Genomic DNA, 19,592 nt, shown 5'->3' with positions numbered 1-19,592 from the left:
GAGGGTTGGAGAGTGGTTGAAGATGCTTGGCGCATCACCGGTGACCGTGACCAGGCAGAAGACTTGGTACAGAGCGCGCTGGAGAAGGTGCAGCGACGCTGGCGACGCGTGTCCCTCATGGATGCGCCGATGCCGTACGTGCGCCGGGTGATGGTGACCGCGGCCATCTCGTGGCGTCGCTGCCGTAGTTCCGGCGAGATTCCCACCGTGCCGACCGATCAAGGGTTGAACGACCCGTACGCGCGCATCGACCAGCGGGCCCAGCTGATCGCGGGCCTGCATCGGCTCCCGGCAATGACGCGGGCCGCACTGGGCCTGCGGTACTTCGAGGACCTGTCCGAAGCTGAGACGGCGGCGGCGATGGGGGTGTCGATCGGGACGCTAAAGAGTCAGTCCCGCCGGGGCCTGAAGCGTCTTCGTGAAGTATTCGAGGCCGGTCCTTCCAGGAAGCACGACCCGGCGGCGGCGAGGAGCCTGTGATGAACATCGAGACCGAGCTGCGGGCCGCTCTGGCCGATGAGGTCCGTTTCACCGTCGGCGTGGGAGACCCGTATCCGGCCGTGGCCGAGCACATATCCCGACGTCGTCGCACCGGGCGGATACGTGCCGCCGGTACCGCGGCCGCGGTACTGGCCGCTGTCGGCGTCGAGATGATGAGCCGGGCCCACACCGATCGGCTGATCCCGGCCTCGACCATTCCCCTCGACGAGTTGCGGCAAAGCCCGCTGCGCGGATCGTTGGCCCAGAACCAGAAGTTCGTCGATGCGATGCGCTCAAAGGTGTCCACGGATGGGAAGGCCGAGATTCTGTATGCCTCTGACATCGGGAACTGGAGTCTGGTGATGGCTTTCAATCCCCATTCTTTGGGAGGGGCGCCGAGTCTGCTGTGGTTCAGTGGGGCACGAGGTACCTCCGCATCGGGGATGGAGAAGAACCCGGGGGAGCTGGCTGAGCCGGGTGGCTCGTCCTTCTATGCCGCCGGCGATAACGGGGCAGGGGCGGCCGTGGTGGTCGGCCCGGTGGGGTACACCGCTTCCGTCAGCAGCGGCAACAACACCCGGTACACCCCGGAGGGCACTGTCGAGCAATATGTGGCGGCAGCCACTGGCAAGGAGGGAAGCGGTCTCGTCGAGGCCGTACTCCCGATGCAGCCGGCACCCCCTACCCTGACCGGGCAGCTGACCCGTGACGGGAAGGCGTTCGGCGCCGCCTACGGGGTGAACAACTGGTCAGAATCGGGCGTGAGCAATGCGAAGTACGTAGCCAAGGTCCGTGCCGCCCTGGGCGGCCGGACCTTTGCCGAGGAACGCCTGGCCGGATGGCTAAAAGACAGCCTGGACAGGGCTCGCCTCCCGCTGAAGAGCACCGATCTCACGGTCCGGTGGGTGGGGACGCATCAGGGACGCCAGGCGGCTCTCTTCACCGTGTAGCAGTCGGGCCAGGGAGCGCTCGCCTTCGCTACAGCGCCGATCGGGACTCCTCGGCGGTGAACCTGCAACTCCTGCTGCCGGAAGAGGGAGCGGGAACCCGGACGACCTATCGCCTACCGCACATACGCGAAGGACGAGTTGAGCGATGACGTGGTCGTGGTCGCACCGGAGAAGGCGGCCCGCGTCACTGTCACCGCGCAGGGCGCGCAACCGTCGGAGTTCGAGTTACAGTCAGGAATCGGGACAGTGAGTGTGGACCCGAATCTGGCGGGTACCGCGACCGCCTACGCCGAAGACGGTTCCGCCCTGGGGTCGACACCAATCCGGTGGCTGGCCTCACCGGAGAGCACGATCGGAGACACTCCGCAGACCCGGGCTATGCCGTAACCGATCGGGTGGCCGGTCGGACAAGTAAGGCGACGGGTTCTGTGCGAGGAACAGGGGACGTGCGCATGGATAGCAGTAAGCGTGATGGCAGTCGGCCTCGCCGGTTGGCACCGGATGCAAATTTTTACGAACTGTACGATGAGTCCGAGGTGCTCGACATTGCATCGAGCCTTGATCTGTATCGCACCATCCCACTTCAATACGGATACTTCGGTGGAGGCGCACAGCACTGGTCCGACTACGTTCAGCGGATGGCCGACCAGGACCTGCCCAACACTCTCGTCCGGACCCAACAGCTGCTGGACATCAACTTCGCATTTCTGCAAGAGTTGATCGCCCCGCATGGTCGGATCAACATCGTAGATATCGGCCCGGGCGACTGTAGCCCGGTCAAAGGGCTTCTCGCGAGGCTGCAGGAAGAAGAATTGCTGGGTCGCTACATTGCCCTGGACACGAGCAGGGCGATGCGTGAAATTGCGGCAAAAAACATCCACACCTGGTTCGGCGGCGCCATCGGGTTCGAAGGCCATCGGATCGATATGACGCGCGAATCATTTCGGCACGTAATAAGGTCTCAAGCCGTGGTCGGGGAGCAGCACCGCATCAATGTCGCTCTCCTGCTGGGCGGTACACTCTATAACTTTCGCGAGCCCGAAGCCGTGCTCACAAAGATTCGGCAGAGCTTGAGCCCCGGCGATCTTCTGGTCCACGTCGTAAAGATCGACAGTCCTCGGACGCGACAATTCTTTGACTTCAACACGGTCGCAGAAATGAATGCACCTCTGTCTAGAGACCACCGTCTCGTACTTGAGTCCCTGGGGATTTCTCCAGATCTTTATGACCTCGAGAATGGCTACGATCCGGCCGACCGGAGACGGTACATCAGGGTGCGTCTGCGCGAGTCCGTCGAGTTATTCTTTACCACTGGCGTGGGTGATCGAGTGGTTTCGCTCGCGGTAGGAGAGCCCATACACCTCTGGCACTATTGGCATCATGATCAGCTTCAGGTGCGAGAGCAATTAGTGCGCGGTGGTTTCTATCCACTCCTTCTTTGCGAGTACCCGGATCACGATTACCTGCTCTGTATCTGCAGGGTGGAAGCCGGGCGTGAGGCGTCTAGCCAGTCGATAGGTCCGGCCTTCACCTAAGGGCCAAAGGCTCAGATATCCCTCGTCCGGTACCGGCAGGTGTGATGCACTCAAGAGCATGAAGCCGAGCACTCACCGGTCGCCCCTGGCCCTCGCGCTGACCCTCCTGTCGGCCGGAGCGATGCTCGGCGCATCGCTGATCGCTGTCGCCCCCGCCAACGCCTCGACGGCGTCCTCCCGGCCTTCGCCCGACAGCACCACGGCCGCCCGGCCGGACGGGCTGCTCGTGGCCGGCGGGATGACGCAGCCGGTCTACGCCGCGGCGGCGGTGATCAAGGAACGGATCTGGGTGGAGACCGTGGTCGACACCGATGCCGACGGCCATCACGACCGGGTGGCGATCGACATCGAACGCCCGGCCGCCAAGGGACGGGTCGCGAGCATCCTGGAGGCGTCCCCCTACTGGGACTGCTGCCAGGACGTCGCCAACCATCGGGTGGACGTTCCGCGGTTGCCGCAGGAGCGGATCGGTCTCGGCCAAGGAGTACTGACCACCCGTTCGGTGGTGAAGTCGCAGGCCGCACAGGCCAGGCGTGCGGCCGCCGGGACCGCGGAGCGCTACGTCCCGCGCGGTTACGCCTCCGTGCAGGCCCAGACCATCGGCACGGGTGCCTCGGACGGTTGCCCGACCAGCGGCGACCAGAACGAGACGCTGTCGGTCACCGCGGTGATCGACTGGCTGGCCGGTCGTGGCCGCGGTTTTCATCAGGACGGGACCCCGGCCGAGGCCACCTGGAGCACCGGCAAGGTCGGCATGATCGGCACCTCCTACAACGGCACCCTCGCTCAGCAGGCAGCCACCACCGGCATCGACGGCCTGAAGACGATCGTCCCGGTCTCGGCGATCAGTAGCTGGTACGACTACTACCGGGCCAACGGTCTGGTGGTGGCGCCGGGTACCTATCAGGGCGAGGACACCGACATCCTGGCGCGGTTCGTCATTTCCGATCGCCAGAAGAAGATCTGCGAGCCCATGATCAAGAAGATGGAACACGATCAGGACCGGGTCACCGGCGACTGGAGCCGGTTCTGGCAGGACCGTGACTACGTGCGGTCGGCTTCCAAGATCAAGGCGAGTGTGTTCGTCGTTCATGGGCTCAACGACTGGAACGTCAAAACCAGTCAGGTCGAGCAGTTCTGGGATGTGCTGAGCCGTAGCAACGTGCCGCGCAAGATCTGGTGGCATCAGGACGGGCACGGGGGACCGTCGTACGACGACGACACATACACCCTGCCGAACGGGAAGACCAGAACCTTCGACGACACGGTGAACCGCTGGATGGATCACTGGCTCTACGGCGTGGACAACGGGATCGAGAAGGAGCCGCGGGCGATCATTCAGCGGGAGAACCGCACGTACCGCACCTATGGCGACTGGCCGGACAACCGCGTCCACAATCGTCGTTATTCGCTGGCCTCGCTGGGTGGTACGCGCCGCGTGCAGTCCTTCGTGGACGCCGGCGCGAAGAAGACCGCCCGCACGCTGGTCGCCACGCCGGCCAGGGCCAACCCGAACCGCCTCGCCTACCGCACACCGAAACTGAATGAAGCAACCAGAATTTCAGGTGCGGCCCAGGTCCGGCTGAAGCTCTCCGTGAACAACCGGCGGGATGCCAACGTCACCGCGCTTCTGGTCGACTACGCCCCGAACGGGAAGGCGACCATCGTCAGCCGCGGCTGGATGGATCCGCAGAACCGGACCTCGATCCGTCACAGCCGACCGCTGGTCAAGGGTCGCTTCTACGCCCTGAAGTTCGGGCTGCAGCCCAAGGACTACGTGTTCGCCGCCGGGCACCGCATCGGACTGGTCGTGATCTCCACTGATTTCGCTTACACCTTGCGGCCCACTCCGGGAACGAAACTCCGTGTGAAACCGGGGTCCAGCCAGGTGAGCCTTCCCGTGGTCAAGAGAGTTTGACGACCGCGCGGCCCCGGCACGAATCGCCGGCCGGCTACGCCGGGACGGTCGACGTCATGCAGCAACTGGTGAAAGAGGCATGACGGTCATCAGGCCGGTGGACCGCCCGCAGCACGTTCGCCCGGCTGGCGCTGGGTGAGCTTGCAGCGCTTGAACATTGGACATCGCTGCGCAGGTTGACACCGGACGGAAGGTCGCCGGATTCTGAAAACCCACCGGCTCCTTCTCTCGTGTCACGTTCGGAATCGGGCCGGTTCTGCACACCTCTTTACCCTGAGGAGATGGCGTGCGTATCCAGAAGAAGTGGTTCGTTCACCTGCTCACCGCCCTCGCGGTGAGCGTTCCGCTCGTGGTCCTGAACACGGCCGGGCCGGCCGCCGCGATCGGCCCCAGCGTGCTCCCGGTCACCGTCACCAACACCACCGGGCGTGCAGAGGCCGTCTATCTGTACGTGCTCGGTACCGATCTGAACACCGGGCGTCTCGGCTACGTCAACGCGTCCGGCACCTTCGCCCCCTGGCCGGCCGGGTCGATCCCGCCCTCCCCGGCTCCCGACGTGGCCATCGGTGGGCCCGGAAACGGTGGTTCGGCCACGATCCGGTTCCCTCGCGGTTTTTCCGGCCGGGTCTACTTCTCCCTGGGGGAGAAGCTCAAGTTGTTCCTGACCCCGGACGGGTTCGTCCAGCCGGCTCCCTGGACGAGCACGGATCCCAACCGCAACATTCTCTTCGACTGGAGTGAGTTCACCTACGACGCCGGCGGTCTGTGGCTGAACAGCACGCAGGTCGACATGCTGTCGGTACCGCACGCCGTCACGGTCACCGGTGCCGGCGGATCCACCGCCCGGACCGGTGATCTGGTCGCCGGCGGCCGCAACCGGGTGTTCGACGCGCTCAAGGCGCAACCAGGATGGGCCGGCACCGTCTACTCCCGGCCGGACGGAACGGTGCTGCGCGCCCTGGCCCCGGGTAAGGCGTCCGAGGCGGGACTGCTGAATGCCGGCTACCTGGACGCCTACATCACCTCGGCCTGGAACGCCTACATCGGCAGGACCCTGACCGTGGTGCCGTTCGCCGGTCAGCCCGACCTGAAGTACTTCGGTCGCACGTCCGGCACCGTCATGCGTTTCACCGACGCAGCCGGCCGCAGCGTCGCGTCGTTCAGCAAGCCCTCCTCCGCCTCGGTCTGGAACTGTGACCGGGATCTGTTCGCTCCCAACGACAACGTCGTGGGACCGATCGCGCGCACGCTGTGTGCCGCCCTCAACCGTGGCACCCTCGGCACGATCGACACCCAGCCCTCGACGAACGCGGCAGCGTTCTACCGCAACAGCACGCCCAACCACTACGCCCGGATCATCCACCAGAACATGGTCGACGGCCGGGCCTACGCCTTCGCCTTCGATGACGTGGGCAACTTCGAGTCGCTGGTGCACGACGGGGATCCCCGGTCCGCCGCGATCGTCCTGACGCCGTTCGGCTGAACCGGGTGGCCGAGCGTTCCGGCCCGCCCGCCGTCGCTGCCCGGTGACGGGAGCACGGCGGGTGTTCCCGTTCGAGGTCCGCTGGCGATCAGCTGCCCCACAGGGCACGATCGGGCTCGCTCAGCCGACGGCGTCCAGCTGCCGGCTCGTGGGCGGCACGGCGAGGGAATGAGGCAGCGATGGACTGGCACCAGGGCAACGCCACCGACGACCGGGATCAGAAAGGCTGGCTGATCGGGTTCTTCGCGACCGGCGACCAGGGCGTCAACTACAGTGAGGACGTCGAGATCAAGTGGTCGGACCACCGGGCCGGTGATGTGCAGACGGACTGGGAGAAGTCCCAGGGGACATCGGTGGGCATCCTGATCTCCGGGCGGATGCGCATCCATTTCAACGACGGAACAGCCGATTTGGACGAGCAGGGTGACTACGTGCGGTTCGGGCCGGGCGTGGACCATCGGTTCAGCACCCCGACCGGAGGGCGTCTCATCACGGTGCGCTGGCCCTCGCGGCCGGATCAGGACCGCGATTGAGTTCGGGCTGAGGCGGCAACGGCCGCGGACCAGGGTATTCGGGGAGGTTCAGGTCCCGGATCGTCATGTTCACAGGACGATCTCGGCCAGGCGGTCCAGCTCGTGGATGTCGGGCAGGGTGGGGTTGAAGATGAGTTCGTCGACCCCCAGGTCGCGGAAGTCGGCGACGCGCTGCCGGAGGGCCTCGGCCCTGGCCGGGAAGCTGCCCGAGATCAGAGCCGCGAGGTCGGGCGGGGATCCTAAGTAGTAGTGGTGGACGTTGGCCCGGCCCCGCTCCTCGTCGGCGAAGTTGAAGTAGCTGATCGCCACGATCTTCGGGGCGCCGGTCCGGTCGGCCTGGCTCCAGGCCGACCGGGCGGCGTCGTACGTGGCGGCGGCGATATGGGGCGGGACCGATGCACTGATGTAGCCCTCGCCCCACCGGGCCATTCGGTCCAGCGCGGCCGGAGCCATACCGCCCATCAGCAGGGGGATGGCCCGCCCGGCCCCGGTCACCCAGGAGTTGCCGTGCTCGCCCAGGGGTTTTCCGTTCCAGACGTCCTGGTAGACATCCAGATCGCGGTCGAAACGCCGACCCCGGCCGGCGAACGTGAGCTCGGGGCTGGTGAAGTCGTCGGGGCGGCGGCTGACGCCGACACCGACGGTGAGGCGGTGGCCGGAGATCGCGTCGATGCCTGCGAGTTCCTTGGCCAGCAGGGCCGGAGGCCAGGCCGGAGCGATCAGGACGTTGCTGAGCAGCCCGATGCGGCGGGTGACGCTCGCGGCCGCGGTCAGGGCCACCGTGTCCATGATGCCGGGATAGGAGATCCGGCCGACCGTGCCGAGACTGGAGAATCCGGCCTGCTCGGCCCGGACCGCCCATTCGGTCAGTTCCTGCCCGTGCACGCCGCGCACCTGATTGGGTAGTCCGATACCGATCTTCACCGCGGGACCCCCGAACCGGTGCGCGGGACGGTGGTGGCGGACGGTGATGACATCGACGGGGCCTTTCGCCGGACAGCGGGGTGGACGAGATCCAGCCTGCCGCGCGCCGGGTGCCGGGAGCCATCCCCGGCCTGAGGGATCAGATGCCCGGTGGCCCCCTACATCTGGAGGGGTCAGTACTGGGTGTGGGTCACCGGGGCGCCCGATTCCCACAGCGGGGGCTCGTACAGGTCGCCGTACAGGGTGGTGGAGAGTTCCGCGCGGCTGCGGACGCCGAGTTTGGCGAAGACCGCCTTCAGGTGATCGCGCACGGTGTGCGGCGAGACATGAAGTGTGGCGGCGATCTGCGAGTTGGACAGACCGCGGACCACGGCCCGGGTGATCTCCTGCTCACGGGCGGTCAGCCCGTAGGCCTCGATCAGGAGCGGAGCGATCTCGGCCGGGCGCGAGGGGGTCACGGACACCGCGACGGGTCCCGGGGAACCGTCCCCGGAGGCCAGGACGGAGGCGGTCACGGTGACCCAGGTCGTCCGGCTCCGGAGCCGGACGACCGAGGCGCCCGCTGCGCGTCCGTCCTGCACGGCGACGGCGTGGCGCAGCACACCGTCCACACCGGTCATCGCGAAGGTGAGGTCTTTCCACCGCTCACCCGCCACCTGCCGGAACCAGGTCGCCGCGTGCTCGTCGTACGTCAGCAGGTGCCCGTCCCGATCGAACAGGGCGGTGCCGGTGGCAGCCGGGACCGGACCACGGTGCCGCCGGACCAGGACGGAGCGCAGCGCGGTGGCGATGATCGGTGACACGTCGCGGATCGTGTCGATCTCTTTCTGGGAGAACGCTTTCCGTCCGTTGTCGCGATAAAGGTCGATCAGGCCCCAGGTGCGGCCGCCGACCCGCAGGGCAGCTCGCATCTCGTCACCGTAGCTCTGCGGGGCCAGGAACTCGCGGTAGCGCAGACTGCGGGCGGGACGGCCGTCGGTCGTCATCAACAAGCTGCCGGCCGGGACGGTGGAGCGGGCCAGATCGCGGTACTGGAGCACGTCCTGCTCCCGGATCTCCCGCTGCCAGTGCACGGCGCAGAACTCGTGAGCGACGTTCTCGATCCGGATCGGCGCCGCGGGGAGCACGGTGGCGGGGTCGACGCCGAACCAGGCCGACCCGTCGAAGGGCACCAGTTCACGGACCGCCGCGGACACCGATTCCAGGAGCTGGTCGGCACCGGCGGGGTTCGCGGCCGCCGATGCTACGGCCGCCGAGGCCGGGGATGTACCGGTCGATCTCCTCATACTGCCCAGACTGGCACACGGGCAGGGAGACGGACGGTGGCGAAGCCCGGCCCGGACGCCCGGGGAGCCGGTCCTGGCCGAGAACGATCACCTCGCCGCCCCCGGCGGGATCTGCCGGTGGTCGGAGACGGCGAACTGATGCCTGCCGCCCCCGGCTACCTTTCCATCACCACGGTCTCGCCCCGCACGCCGGTCAAGGTGCCCGAACTCGCGGCGGCGAGGGTGGCGTCGAGTTCGCCGAGCAGAGCCGGCGGAACGAGCAGCGAGATGGTGGCGCTCGCGGCGTAGGTCACGTCGGCGATCTGGGCGTCGTGGGTCTGCGCCCACTCGCGCAGTACCCCCTGGATGCGGCCGGCGTCCTGGTGCGGAACCTCGACGTCGACCCGGACCGCGGGTGTGCGCCGTACGACCCGGGCGATGTCGAGGGCTTCGGAGACGGCGGAGGAGTAGGCGCGCACGAGACCACCCGCGCCGAGCTTGACCCCGCCGAAGTAGCGGGTCACCACGGCCACCAGATCGGTCAGCTCGCGACGGCGCAGCACCTCGAGCATGGGCACTCCCGCGGTGCCGGAGGGTTCGCCGCCGTCGGACGAGCGCTGCTGATCGGCGTGGGTGCCGATCACCAGGGCGACGCAGTGGTGGCGGGCGTCCCAGTACTGTTTGCGGACCGCCGCGATGACGGTTTCGGCCTCGTCGGTGGTGCGCGCCGGTGACACCTGGGCGATGAAGCGCGACTTCTTGACGACGAGTTCGTGCTCGAGAGCCGCGGCAATGGTGGACGGGTAGTGCGCCGCACCGGCGGTGGGATCGTCCACCCCGCCACTTTACGAGCTGGGTGCCCAGCCCCGGTGAAGGGGGTTTCCACTGCTGTCGGCGCACCGTGTGTCAGGGGCGGGGCAGAGCGCCCATCGTTGTCATGATGACCGACAGGCGCAGCGCCTCGTGCAGGTCGATCGGCAGGGTGGCGAGTGCGGGATCGGCCTGGTAAACGGCGAGGATGCTCGCCGGCGGCGGGACGTAGGCCGACAGGGCGCCGGCCATGATCAGGACCTGCAGGCAGTAGCCCTGGGCGGTGTCGCCGAACTCGGGGAGGTGCTTGAGGACGAGGTCGGTCGCGGTGGCGAGGCTGTCGAGTGAGGCGCGTTTGTGCTGGGTGGCGACCTCGACGGAGACGTTCTGCTCCAGGACGCTGCCCTGCGCCCCGAAGAGGTTGCAGAGCACCGGCCGGTCGGCGAGGGAGCGGCTGAGGACCTCGGCGAGCCGGCCGGCCCGGTCGGCGGGGGAGTCGCGCGGGTCGATCCCGGTGGCCAGCTCGTCCGCCAGGGCCACCAGCCACTCCTGCACGAACCGGTTCAGCAGTTCGAGCAGTACTGCCTCGCGAGTTTCGAAGTAGCGCAGCACGTTCGACTTGGCCAGCCCGACGCGGCGGCTCAGTTCGTTGAGGCTCACCTCGGCGACCGGCATCTCGCCGAGCATCGCCGTGGCGGTGTCCAGGATCGCGCGGCGGCGGATCTCCCGCTGCTCCTCACTTCGCGCCCGTTGGAACGTCACCCCATGATCGTACATTGCAGACCGCCGGTCTCTTGACGTGAGACCGGCGGTCTTTTATTCTCGAACCATAAAAGACCGGCGGTACTTTCAAAGGGGAGCGACATGGGCGAGCACTGGAACGAGCAGAACATCCCTGATCAGAAGGGTCGGGTCGCGGTGGTGACCGGCGCCAACACCGGGCTGGGCTTCGAGACCGCCCGGGCGCTCGCGGAGCACGGTGCTTCCGTCGTGCTGGCCGTGCGCGACGTGGAGAAGGGCAAGCAGGCCGCGGCCCGGATCACCGGGGACGTCAGCGTGCAGGAGCTGGACCTGTCGTCGCTGGACTCGGTCCGGGCGGCCGCGGCGGACCTGCGCGCCGCCCACCCGGGCATCGACCTGCTGATCAATAACGCAGGCGTGATGTACACCCCGAAACTGGCCACCCGGGACGGCTTCGAGATGCAGTTCGGCACGAATCACCTGGGCCACTTCGCCTTCACCGGGCTGCTGCTCGACCAGTTGCTGCCGGTTCCCGGATCGCGGGTGGTGACGGTCAGCAGCACCGGCCACCGCATCCAGGCAGCGATCCACTTCGACGACCTGAACTGGGAGCGCTCGTACAGCCGGGTCGGGGCCTACGGCCAGGCCAAGCTGGCGAACCTGATGTTCACCTACGAGCTGCAGCGGCGGCTCGCGGCGCACGGCAGCACCGTCGCGGTGGCGGCGCATCCGGGGCTCTCCAACACCGAGCTGGCCCGGAACACCCCGGCCGCACTCCGTCTGCCGCTCACCGTGCTCGCGCCGCTGATCACCCAGCCGGCGCCGATGGGCGCACTGCCGACGCTGCGGGCCGCCACCGACCCGGCCGTCCTCGGCGCGCAGTACTACGGTCCGGGCGGGCGGGGCGAGCTGCGCGGGAATCCGCAGCTGGTCGCCTCCAGCCCCCAGTCGTACGACATCACGGTGCAGCAGCGCCTGTGGTCGGTCTCCGAGAGCCTCACCGGCGTGAGGTTCGCGGTCTGAGCGGTGTCCTGCTCCCGTCGTGGGGGAGTCAGGGTTCATGGCCGCGGGCAGGTAGCCGATGTCCGGATGAGCGGCGCTGTTGCCGTGCGGTGCCTGGATCAGGAGGGGACGCCATGGACAGCCATTACGACATCAATATCGTTGCGTTCGGTACGGACAAGCTCAGCACCAGGCTTTCTCCGCTGTGCGAAGGGCTGATCCAGGCCCTGTCCGACTCGGCCTCTGGTCGTCGCACCCTCCGTCTGAATACCCAGCCGGTTGCTCCAGGGGTGGACGATCTGGTCGCGGGGCTCAATCGTCCGGCGTTCCTGACGGTGGTCGCCGGTCATGGGTGGAGCCATCAGGGCAACGGGGAGGAATGGTGGCTCGGCCAGAACAACGGCAACGCCGGGAAATGTGTGAGCCTGGAGAATCTCGCCCAGCGGGGCGTATCGGTTCCGGCGCAGATTCTTCTGGTCGATGCCTGCTGGGCGAACACGGCACGAGAGGCCTGGACCGGCGTACTGGCCGATCCGGAGAACACCGATCTGCTGCTCGGTACCGACATCGTCCGCCTCGACGATGCGGCCCGGTGGCTGGGCAACTTCCTGCTCGGCTTCGCCGGTGTGCCGGGGAAAGCAGAGCTCTCGCCGGCACAGCGCCGGGGCCTCTGGGGTTCGGTCGTCTCGTCCCTGCGCGTGCAGGAGGAGAACAGCGGCCACCGGGTCCATCAGGCCTTCGAAATATGGGCTCCGGCCAACAGCCCGGCCGAGGCCATCAGCGACTCCCTCATCTCTCGGTGATCACTGTGGATGTGTGGGGGACGTCGGTGGCCATGGCGATCAGCTGCGCTCCTGAACAGTTTTGATCGAAGCGGCGGTGGTGAACCGGCTGAGTCCGGTGTCGCGCCCTCTACCGTGGCCTCGGTGTGCGCGGCACGCCGGGGACGATGCCGACGTGGGGGTATGGCAGTGGAAAACCCTGAGGGCATCAGAATCTCGTTCCTCCGGCCGAAAGAGGCCGGGGGCAGTGAGGAACTGGCGGGTCACCGGCCGAACGACCGCTTCTGCGCCGAGACCACGCAGGGCCGGTGGGCGGTCGGGTGCACCACCGGTGTCACTGGGTACTGACCTCGGCGACGAGGGATCCGTCGGCGGCGAACAAGGAGACCTCGGCAGCCAGGTCATCGGTCCCGGCCTTCCCCATCGGAGCCACATAGACCAGCCAGTCGGCGACACCGTCGACCTGGAGCAGGCCGGCCGGGACCGGTGACCCGTTGCCGAGAACGGCTTGCGCCCTGACCGTCGAGGCGGGGGCCAGGCCGACGACGTTCAACGTGCCGCGTTCCGAGGTCTCCACGGAGGGGGTCTGATCGCCGGGGAACAGCACCAGGAATCCATGGGAAGACGTCAGGCAGATCACGCCGTGATCCTCGAAGACAACGTAGTCGTCGATGTCGGCCGTGCTGGCGGGAATCACCTCGCAGTAGCGGATCCCGGGGTCGAACCCCGGGCGCGGGCCCGCTGTCACGGCGACGGCCACGAGGCCTATCGCGATCGGTGCGCCGATGGCGGCGGTGCGACCGGAAGGACCGGGCCGGAGTGAGAACCACCAGTTGACGAGGGCGAACAGCAGCAGTCCGAGCAGGGCGCCGAGATCGTTGCTGATCAGGTCGTTCACATCGATGCTGCGGTAGGCCCACCCGGCCGCCCAGCAAGCCACGGCCTGAGACCCTTCGAGCCCGGCCCCCAGGAGCAGACAGGCCGCTGTGAGCCAGAGCGCGCCCCGGCGGACCAGGAAGGGAAGACCGAACCCGAACGGCACGGTCAGGAGGAGATTCTGGAGGTTCTGGTCGTTCAGTCCACCGGACAGCAGGCCGCGCAGGTCGAGCTCGGTGGAGATCTGCAGCACGGGCGTAGGGGCGTCGCCGACGAAGGCCGGTTCCGGGGGTGATCCCGGCAGGGGGCAGAGAATGATGAGCGTCAGCACGGTGAGATATCCACCGAAAAGCCCCACGGCCAGCAGCCGGCGCCCTCCGGATCCCCGACGCCGCTTGAGCACCAGCACGGTGAGAACGGTCAGGAGCAGCAGCGCTGCGAAGGCGAAATCGGGCGGCCCGAGCCGGTTCATCCAGGTCAACACCTGAGGCAATGTATAGAGGTCCGGAGGAGCCCAGGCGCTCGTCGGGCGCATTCGGTACCAGGAGCCAGCCCTTCGGGACCTGAGGATGAGACCGGCCCACGGCCGATCCTCGCCTCGTCCGCCGGCTCACCGACGCAAGTCTGAACCCAGGTGCCCGCCGTCACCGACGGTGGGCACCCGCGTCCTCAATTGGTGGGTGTCGCCTCACCCGTCACGGCGTACCGTTCCGTGCAGGCCGTCCAGGCGGTGGCTCCACTTCCCGCTCTCCGGCAGAACAGTCCGCAGCTCGTCGAGGTAGGTGCCGGCCAGACGCTGGTTCTGGGCGCGGAACCGCACGACGGTGGAAGGGTGCCGGGTCAGGACGTCGCCGAGGTGGGGTCGAAGGTGGCTCCGCAGCCGCCGGCCCTGCCCGGCGCCCCGTCGCCGGGCCAGGTGGGAGTCGAGGATCAGTTCCGTCCGGTCGTGGTTCTGCCAGATCCGGAAGCCGATGGTCGCGGTGCGGGTCTCGTCGATGAGTAACGTCCAGGAGCGGTTGAGAGTGATGTACGCCGCCACCGCGGTCATGACCAGCCAATAGCCCACGACCATCACGAGCGCCGCCCACCCGGTGACCGGGAAGAAACCGATCAGGACGGCGACGGTGGCGACCAGGAGCCAGGTCAGCGCGTTGCGGGCCGCGGTCGAGAGCATCCACAGGGTCAGCGCGCGCCAGGTCTGGCCGAAGGATGCGATCGTGACGCCGTCGGCGGTGGTCGTGCGGATGAGATCGTTCTGCAGGGTCTGGTCGGAGTACTCAGGTTCGGGCGCGGGGTTCACGCACCATAACTACCAAGGATCACTCCCTGTCTGCTGGTCACTCTGCGTGATTGTGCGAAACTGCTGCGGTGCCCGAACTGCCAGAGGTCGAATCCGCCCGCGCCGTCATCGAGCGCTGGGCGCTGAACCGCATGATTGTGGACGTCGACGACAGTGATACCTACGAGTGCCGGCCGCATCGGCCGGGTCAGATCGGGGAAGCACTGGTCGGGCGCACCCTGAGTGCGGCGCACCGGCGGGGCAAGAGCATGTGGGTCGACACCTCCGGCGGCGGGCCGGTGCTGGGTATTCACCTGGGGATGTCGGGCAAGATCGTGATCGGTGACGGGGACGGTACCGAGATCGACGGCGGCGACTACTGGGAGCGGGGCCGGAAGCCGGGCGATCATCGCTTCAGCCGGTTCGGGGTGACGTTCGAGGACGGCGGGAGTCTGCTGCTCATCGATCCCCGCCGCCTGGGCCGGGTGCGCCTCGACCCGCCGGTCGAGAAGCTCGGCCCGGACGCCCAGTTCATCAAGCCCGACGCCTTCCGGGGGTTGCTGGCCTCCAGCGGTGCCCCGGTCAAGGCGCGGTTGATGGACCAGGACCGGATCGCCGGCATCGGCAACCTGCTGGCCGACCAGATCCTCTGGGCGGCTCGCATCAGCCCTTCCCGCCCGGCCGACGAGCTGGACCCCGACGAGGTCGCCCGGCTCCTGCGGGCCACCCGGGCCGCAATCCGCGACGCGATTGCTCAGGGAGGCGTTCATACTCTGAAAGTTGTTCCCTACCGCAAGAAATCCGCCCGCTGCCCGCGCGATCGGGCGCCGATGGCGCAGGGCACGGTCGGTGGGCGGACGACGTGGTGGTGCAGCCAGGAGCAGGCGTAGAGTCACTCGTTGTTGTTGTCCTGCTGGGTGAATCGTGGCGAAGAGAGGGTTCGAACCTCCGACCCCCGGGTTATGAGTCCGGTGCTCTTCCGACTGAGCTACTTCGCCGTGCTGCGCAGGGGCTGAGGGACTCGAACCCCCGGCACCCGGGTTTGGAATCCGGTGCTCTTCCAGCTGAGCTAAGCCCCCGAGAACGAAAAACGCCGCTCCCGATGTCGTACGGGAACGGCGCCTTCATGACCCCTGAGAACTGCATCAGGTTCGGGAAAGGCCTCCCGGCTCGGGCATCCGCAGACGCCACGACATGCGAGAGCCGTAGCGGGAGAAGGTCGATGAGCTCGCGGTGCGGAACATGATCGGTCTCCTCTCGATGGTCGGCCGGGCGCCGCCCGGTGGTGCGGCGGCCGGATCAGCATGGCACGGCCGCCGCGCCGGGGGCCACGGATTTAATAGTGGACGAGATCGCTGAGTCGGTGCGAGCGGGCAGGTGGGTTGTGGTCCTCCCTGCCCTGACCGCGGCTCAGGGCAGCCGCATGCTCGAGCTCGGCCTGGTCGAGGAACGCGAGATCCTGCTCGGCGGCACCCGCCGGACCCAGGCGTTCCCGACCACCCCGGCCGGTGAGGAACGGCTGCGTCAGTGGGTCGCGCAGGGAGCCCTGGACGAGCCGGCGGTACCGGCCGAGACCCGCCTGCGCCCGAGAGTCACCTAGGGCCTGTCGTACTGATCATCACCCGTGGGACACGACATCGATGAGTTCTGCGCCGATGTCCGGTCTGGATCATTGACCGGCCGGCGCCCAGGACCTTCGGAGGTAGCACCATGACCGTCACCACGCACGATGCACCCACCACCCGCGCCCTGCTCGTCACCGGGGTGATCGCCGCGGTGGTGGCGGCCGTCGCGACCACCGCCGTGGCCGCGATCGGTCACGCTGCCGGCATCAGCCTCGACGTGTCCGGGGAACCCATCCCGCTGGCCGGGTTCGCCTCGCTGACCCTGGGTTTCTCCCTGATCGGACTCGCGCTCGCCGTCGGGATCCGCCGGTTCGCCGCCCGTCCGCGCACCGTGTTCGTCCGCACCACGGTCACTCTCGCCGTCCTGTCGTTCGTGCCGGACGTGTTCGCGGACGCGGAGGTCGCCACCCGGCTCCTGCTGATGGTGACCCACGCGGTGGCCGCGTCCATCGTCATTCCCTCGATCGCCCGCCAGTTGCCGGACTGAGGACGACGGGGGCACCGGCGCTCGTCGGTGCCGGGGAACGTCGTCGATCTTTGAGGACGAGGATCAGGGCGGTCGCCCAGAGGGCACCGACGACGGGGAGGGCCAGGATCCCGATCCGGTCGGCGACGTCGGCCACCGGATTGGCGATGCCGACCCGCGCTCCCAGCCAGCCGACGGCGGCGAACGCCGTCGCCGCGGCCGCGACGATCCGCAGGGTCCGGTACCGGTCGGCGCGAGCCAGGAGGATCAGGGGCGGCAGGACCATGGCGACGATGACCAGCTGCATGGCCTCGATCCCGAGGTTGAACCCCAGCAGCGCGACGACCAGCTGGGCTCCCGTCAGGTCGCTGGTAGAAGGCCTGGGCGAGTGCCGCGACACTGCCGGCCGCGGCCTCACCCTCGGCAGTCGCCGTCGAGGCGGTGGTCGTGGCGGAGGCGGACGTGCTCCCGGACGATCCGGACGAGCACCCCGCCACCAGCAGGGCCAGACCGGAGACGCCGGCGAAAGGTGTTCGCCGGGCCAGCGGCCGGTCGGGGAGGGAAAGCTCGGTCGGGCTCATGGGTGGGGACGCTAGTGGGCGACCCATCGGTAGACCCTGCACGAAGGTTTGGGGTCTCCTGTGAAGGCGGGACGTATCGGATTGCAGGGCGGTAGGGAAGGATCGGACGCTGGTGGAGATGACCCGGGCAGATTTCGAGCGGCTGGTCTCACAGGCCCTGGACGAGATCCCGCCGGCCCTGACGCGGGAGATGCGGAACGTCGTGGTGCTGGTGGAGGACGACGCCCCCGTCGACGAACCGGATCTGCTGGGCCTCTACGAGGGCACGCCGCTGACCGAGCGCGATGACTGGTGGGCGGCCGGCAGTCTTCCCGACCGCATCCTGATCTTCCGCCGCCCGACCCTGGAGATCTGCGAGGACGAGCAGCAGGTGGCTGAGGAGGTCCGCGTCACCGTACGGCACGAGGTGGCTCACCATTTCGGCATCGACGATGCCCGCCTGCACGATCTCGGCTGGAGCTGAATCGCCCGAAAGTTGTTGCTTCTCAGGTGCTGCGCAGATGGCGCCCGGCGAAATCCTCGTCGTGGGTGAGCTCGACCGCGAGAGTCTGGGTGAGACGGTCGATCGTGGTTGCGAGGGTGCCCAGTTCTTCGGGGCGCCAGTCGCGGAAGGTGTGGCGGAGCGTCTCCACGCGGGCCTGGCGCACGGCCTCCACGCGAGCGCGCCCGGCGTTGGTGATGGTGATGAAGACGGTGCGGTGACTGTCGGGGTGGCGGTCACGGCGCACGAGCCCGGCGTCGGCCAGCGGGGCGACGCGGCGGGTGGCGGTCGAGGGCGTCATGTCGAACTGCTCGGCGATCTCGCCCATGGTGAGCGCGGGCCCGTCGGCCAGGCGGGACAGTAGCAGGAAGGCCGTGCGGTCGAGCATGGGCCCACCGCCGGCCTCGCCGCGGTGGAAACGGTGGAACTCACCGAGCCGGATGAGCCACGCGATGGACTCCTGGATGCGGGCGAGCTCGGGGTCGACCGACGTTCCCATGCCTCCCATGGTGCCCGATGGGGTGACGGGCGATCCGGTCGCGGGGCGACCCGTGTCCGAATTAAGTCTATTGATTTTGTAGAGATTGCTGGTAGATTTCATTTGCATCATGCAAATGAGGCGTGGAGGGATATGAAAGTGACCCAGCAGACCGAGGTGGAACAGCCCGACCGGCCCGATCTGGCCGGCGTACTGAGCGAGCTGGAGGCCGGTGCGGCCGGGCGTGAGCTGGCGGCCACGCGGCCGCACGACGTGGTCGACCGGCTTCGCACGACCGGCTTTCTGAAGCTGCGGGTGCCGCGGGCGTACGGGGGAGCGGACGCGTCCCTGCGTCAGGTCTTCAGCTCACTCATCGACGTCGCGCGCGCCGATTCCAGCGTCGCCCAGGCGCTGCGGGCGCACTTCGCCTACATCGAGGGACTGCGCTTCACCCCCGACGGGCCGGGCCGCACCGGCGCCTTCGAGGCGATCGCCGGCGGCAGCGTGATCGGGAACGCGATCACCGAACCCGGCGGCGCCGCCGCGGGAGACTTCGCGGGACTGGCGACCACTTTCGTCCACCATCCGGACAACGGGTGGACGATCACGGGCACCAAGTTCTACTCGACCGGCACCCTGTACGCCGACCGGGTCTGGGTGTGGGGAGTCACCGAGGACGGCGTCCCGGCCAGCGCTCTGATTCCGCTCGATCGTCCTGGCATCACGGTCGTCGACGACTGGGACGGTTTCGGCCAGCGCGCCAGCGGCAGCGGCACCACCCACTTCGACCAGACCCCGGCCACGGTGGACGAGGTCGTCGTGGCCGGCAGTGAGCCGCCGCCTCGCCTGGCGATCGGCTCGTTCCTGCAGCTATGGCTGACGGCGGTGGTGGCCGGCAATCTCGAGGCGGCCAGCCAGGACGCCCAGGCGCTCCTGCGCGGACGCCGCCGGGGCATCACCCACGGCACGACCGACCTGCCCCGCCACGACCCGGTACTGCTGCAGCAGGTCGGCGACATCGCCAGCAAGGCGTACGCGGTCCGCGTGATCGTGCTGGACGCCGCGTCCCTGCTCGACGACGTCGACGCCCGGCTGCACGCCGGTGAACTCGACGGAAGCACGGCGCAGGAGGCGGGCCGCCGGGTCGCCGAGGCCAAGATCTCCATCGACCGGCTGGCCCTGGACGCCGCGACCGCCCTGTTCGAGGTCGGCGGCGCCTCGGCCACCCGCACGGGCGCCAACCTCGACCGTCATTGGCGCAACATCCGCACGCTCGCGTCCCACAACTCCACGCGCCTGAAGGCGCAGGTCATCGGCGACCACGTGATCAACGGCGCCGACCTGCCCGACAACACCTACTTCTGAACCTACTGCTGAACCGAG

22 protein-coding genes and 2 tRNA genes are annotated in these 19,592 nt (G+C 68.0%); 14 read left to right on the top strand and 10 right to left on the bottom strand.

Translation table 11 applies throughout. From position 1 onward, the window contains the following. The first annotated feature begins 12 nt into the window (after nucleotides 1–12). The 7 genes from LR393_RS14860 to LR393_RS14830 all read left to right on the top strand — a co-directional run bounded on the left by LR393_RS14860 (nucleotide 13) and on the right by LR393_RS14830 (nucleotide 6,899). The gene (locus tag LR393_RS14860; protein ID WP_231484500.1) at nucleotides 13–480 is read left to right on the top strand and encodes a SigE family RNA polymerase sigma factor; all 468 of its coding nucleotides are present in this window, start codon (nucleotides 13–15) and stop codon (nucleotides 478–480) included. Next, entirely contained in the window at nucleotides 480–1,430 is a 951-nt protein-coding gene (locus LR393_RS14855) for a hypothetical protein (RefSeq protein ID WP_231484499.1), read from the top strand. The genes LR393_RS14860 and LR393_RS14855 overlap by 1 nt, the downstream gene beginning before the upstream one ends. Before the next feature lie 138 nt (nucleotides 1,431–1,568). Further along, nucleotides 1,569–1,817 carry a hypothetical protein gene (locus LR393_RS14850; protein ID WP_231484498.1) on the top strand — a complete coding sequence of 83 codons (249 nt, stop codon included), beginning with the start codon at nucleotides 1,569–1,571 and terminating at the stop codon, nucleotides 1,815–1,817. 65 nt (nucleotides 1,818–1,882) lie between these two features. Continuing rightward, nucleotides 1,883–2,965 (top strand): L-histidine N(alpha)-methyltransferase, encoded by a 1,083-nt coding sequence (locus LR393_RS14845; RefSeq protein ID WP_231484497.1) that lies wholly within the window; start codon nucleotides 1,883–1,885, stop codon nucleotides 2,963–2,965. Between the two features lie 58 nt (nucleotides 2,966–3,023). Further along, a complete protein-coding gene (locus tag LR393_RS14840) occupies nucleotides 3,024–4,883 on the top strand; it encodes a Xaa-Pro dipeptidyl-peptidase (protein ID WP_231484496.1) in 1,860 nt (619 codons plus the stop codon). Nucleotides 4,884–5,169: 286 nt separating this feature from the next. Continuing rightward, a complete protein-coding gene (locus LR393_RS14835) occupies nucleotides 5,170–6,366 on the top strand; it encodes a beta-1,3-glucanase family protein (protein WP_231484495.1) in 1,197 nt (398 codons plus the stop codon). 179 nt (nucleotides 6,367–6,545) lie between these two features. Next, nucleotides 6,546–6,899: a cupin domain-containing protein gene (locus tag LR393_RS14830; protein ID WP_231484494.1), complete on the top strand. Its 354-nt coding sequence runs from the start codon at nucleotides 6,546–6,548 to the stop codon at nucleotides 6,897–6,899. Nucleotides 6,900–6,968: 69 nt separating this feature from the next. On the opposite strand, the gene LR393_RS14825 is transcribed toward LR393_RS14830, so the two are convergent. From LR393_RS14825 to LR393_RS14810, 4 genes are all read right to left on the bottom strand, one after another. Beyond that, nucleotides 6,969–7,823 (bottom strand): LLM class flavin-dependent oxidoreductase, encoded by an 855-nt coding sequence (locus LR393_RS14825; RefSeq protein WP_231484493.1) that lies wholly within the window; start codon nucleotides 7,821–7,823, stop codon nucleotides 6,969–6,971. 173 nt (nucleotides 7,824–7,996) lie between these two features. Further along, a complete protein-coding gene (locus tag LR393_RS14820) occupies nucleotides 7,997–9,109 on the bottom strand; it encodes a helix-turn-helix transcriptional regulator (protein WP_231484492.1) in 1,113 nt (370 codons plus the stop codon). 155 nt (nucleotides 9,110–9,264) lie between these two features. Continuing rightward, a complete protein-coding gene (locus tag LR393_RS14815) occupies nucleotides 9,265–9,924 on the bottom strand; it encodes an IMPACT family protein (RefSeq protein WP_231484491.1) in 660 nt (219 codons plus the stop codon). A gap of 70 nt (nucleotides 9,925–9,994) precedes the next feature. Further along, nucleotides 9,995–10,660, bottom strand: coding sequence for a TetR/AcrR family transcriptional regulator (locus tag LR393_RS14810; protein WP_231484490.1), 666 nt, complete (start codon nucleotides 10,658–10,660; stop codon nucleotides 9,995–9,997). 102 nt (nucleotides 10,661–10,762) lie between these two features. Between LR393_RS14810 and LR393_RS14805 the strand changes: the two genes are divergently transcribed. After that, nucleotides 10,763–11,662 carry an SDR family NAD(P)-dependent oxidoreductase gene (locus LR393_RS14805; protein WP_231484489.1) on the top strand — a complete coding sequence of 300 codons (900 nt, stop codon included), beginning with the start codon at nucleotides 10,763–10,765 and terminating at the stop codon, nucleotides 11,660–11,662. A gap of 113 nt (nucleotides 11,663–11,775) precedes the next feature. Further along, a complete protein-coding gene (locus LR393_RS14800; protein WP_231484488.1) occupies nucleotides 11,776–12,444 on the top strand; it encodes a hypothetical protein in 669 nt (222 codons plus the stop codon). Between the two features lie 313 nt (nucleotides 12,445–12,757). Here LR393_RS14800 and LR393_RS14795 read toward each other — a convergent pair whose 3' ends face one another. Both LR393_RS14795 and LR393_RS14790 read right to left on the bottom strand, forming a co-directional pair. Continuing rightward, complete coding sequence (locus tag LR393_RS14795) at nucleotides 12,758–13,783, bottom strand: VanZ family protein (RefSeq protein ID WP_231484487.1); 1,026 nt, start codon at nucleotides 13,781–13,783, stop codon at nucleotides 12,758–12,760. A gap of 204 nt (nucleotides 13,784–13,987) precedes the next feature. Then, on the bottom strand, nucleotides 13,988–14,599 hold the full coding sequence (locus LR393_RS14790) for a hypothetical protein (protein ID WP_231484486.1): 612 nt from the start codon (nucleotides 14,597–14,599) through the stop codon (nucleotides 13,988–13,990). A gap of 68 nt (nucleotides 14,600–14,667) precedes the next feature. Between LR393_RS14790 and LR393_RS14785 the strand changes: the two genes are divergently transcribed. Continuing rightward, entirely contained in the window at nucleotides 14,668–15,468 is an 801-nt protein-coding gene (locus tag LR393_RS14785) for an Fpg/Nei family DNA glycosylase (protein WP_231484485.1), read from the top strand. 35 nt (nucleotides 15,469–15,503) lie between these two features. Here the strand turns inward: LR393_RS14785 and LR393_RS14780 are convergent. Next, nucleotides 15,504–15,576 (bottom strand) — tRNA-Met (locus LR393_RS14780). A gap of 8 nt (nucleotides 15,577–15,584) precedes the next feature. Next, nucleotides 15,585–15,657: transfer RNA gene (locus LR393_RS14775), tRNA-Trp, on the bottom strand. Nucleotides 15,658–15,962: 305 nt separating this feature from the next. On the opposite strand from LR393_RS14775, the gene LR393_RS14770 reads away from it, so the two are divergent. Together LR393_RS14770 and LR393_RS14765 are read left to right on the top strand one after the other, a co-directional pair. Beyond that, the gene (locus tag LR393_RS14770) at nucleotides 15,963–16,178 is read left to right on the top strand and encodes a hypothetical protein (protein WP_231484484.1); all 216 of its coding nucleotides are present in this window, start codon (nucleotides 15,963–15,965) and stop codon (nucleotides 16,176–16,178) included. Nucleotides 16,179–16,288: 110 nt separating this feature from the next. After that, nucleotides 16,289–16,690 carry a DUF6069 family protein gene (locus LR393_RS14765; protein WP_231484483.1) on the top strand — a complete coding sequence of 134 codons (402 nt, stop codon included), beginning with the start codon at nucleotides 16,289–16,291 and terminating at the stop codon, nucleotides 16,688–16,690. On the opposite strand, the gene LR393_RS14760 is transcribed toward LR393_RS14765, so the two are convergent. Next, the gene (locus LR393_RS14760; protein ID WP_231484482.1) at nucleotides 16,656–17,087 is read right to left on the bottom strand and encodes a HupE/UreJ family protein; all 432 of its coding nucleotides are present in this window, start codon (nucleotides 17,085–17,087) and stop codon (nucleotides 16,656–16,658) included. The two genes, LR393_RS14765 and LR393_RS14760, sit on opposite strands and share 35 nt — an antisense overlap. A 281-nt stretch (nucleotides 17,088–17,368) precedes the next feature. Between LR393_RS14760 and LR393_RS14755 the strand changes: the two genes are divergently transcribed. Then, nucleotides 17,369–17,713 carry a metallopeptidase family protein gene (locus LR393_RS14755; protein WP_231484481.1) on the top strand — a complete coding sequence of 115 codons (345 nt, stop codon included), beginning with the start codon at nucleotides 17,369–17,371 and terminating at the stop codon, nucleotides 17,711–17,713. A gap of 22 nt (nucleotides 17,714–17,735) precedes the next feature. Here LR393_RS14755 and LR393_RS14750 read toward each other — a convergent pair whose 3' ends face one another. Next, the gene (locus LR393_RS14750; protein WP_231484480.1) at nucleotides 17,736–18,230 is read right to left on the bottom strand and encodes a MarR family winged helix-turn-helix transcriptional regulator; all 495 of its coding nucleotides are present in this window, start codon (nucleotides 18,228–18,230) and stop codon (nucleotides 17,736–17,738) included. 138 nt (nucleotides 18,231–18,368) lie between these two features. On the opposite strand from LR393_RS14750, the gene LR393_RS14745 reads away from it, so the two are divergent. After that, nucleotides 18,369–19,574 carry an acyl-CoA dehydrogenase family protein gene (locus LR393_RS14745; protein ID WP_231484479.1) on the top strand — a complete coding sequence of 402 codons (1,206 nt, stop codon included), beginning with the start codon at nucleotides 18,369–18,371 and terminating at the stop codon, nucleotides 19,572–19,574. The last annotated feature ends 18 nt before the right edge of the window (nucleotides 19,575–19,592 follow it).

It is taken from the genome of Kineosporia mesophila (assembly GCF_021129235.1).
Lineage (GTDB): Bacteria > Actinomycetota > Actinomycetes > Actinomycetales > Kineosporiaceae > Kineosporia > Kineosporia mesophila.
This window is presented reverse-complemented; position numbering and strand designations above follow the sequence as displayed.

Excerpts from the sequence above, each read along its gene's own strand:
- LR393_RS14840 (WP_231484496.1), top strand. The coding sequence starts at position 3,024 with ATGAAGCCGAGCACTCACCGGTCGCCCCTGGCCCTCGCGCTGACCCTC.
- LR393_RS14800 (WP_231484488.1), top strand. The coding sequence starts at position 11,776 with ATGGACAGCCATTACGACATCAATATCGTTGCGTTCGGTACGGACAAG.
- LR393_RS14765 (WP_231484483.1), top strand. The coding sequence starts at position 16,289 with ATGACCGTCACCACGCACGATGCACCCACCACCCGCGCCCTGCTCGTC.
- LR393_RS14750 (WP_231484480.1), bottom strand. The coding sequence starts at position 18,230 with ATGGGAACGTCGGTCGACCCCGAGCTCGCCCGCATCCAGGAGTCCATC.
- LR393_RS14755 (WP_231484481.1), top strand. The coding sequence starts at position 17,369 with ATGACCCGGGCAGATTTCGAGCGGCTGGTCTCACAGGCCCTGGACGAG.
- LR393_RS14805 (WP_231484489.1), top strand. The coding sequence starts at position 10,763 with ATGGGCGAGCACTGGAACGAGCAGAACATCCCTGATCAGAAGGGTCGG.
- LR393_RS14855 (WP_231484499.1), top strand. The coding sequence starts at position 480 with ATGAACATCGAGACCGAGCTGCGGGCCGCTCTGGCCGATGAGGTCCGT.
- LR393_RS14845 (WP_231484497.1), top strand. The coding sequence starts at position 1,883 with ATGGATAGCAGTAAGCGTGATGGCAGTCGGCCTCGCCGGTTGGCACCG.
- LR393_RS14820 (WP_231484492.1), bottom strand. The coding sequence starts at position 9,109 with ATGAGGAGATCGACCGGTACATCCCCGGCCTCGGCGGCCGTAGCATCG.
- LR393_RS14830 (WP_231484494.1), top strand. The coding sequence starts at position 6,546 with ATGGACTGGCACCAGGGCAACGCCACCGACGACCGGGATCAGAAAGGC.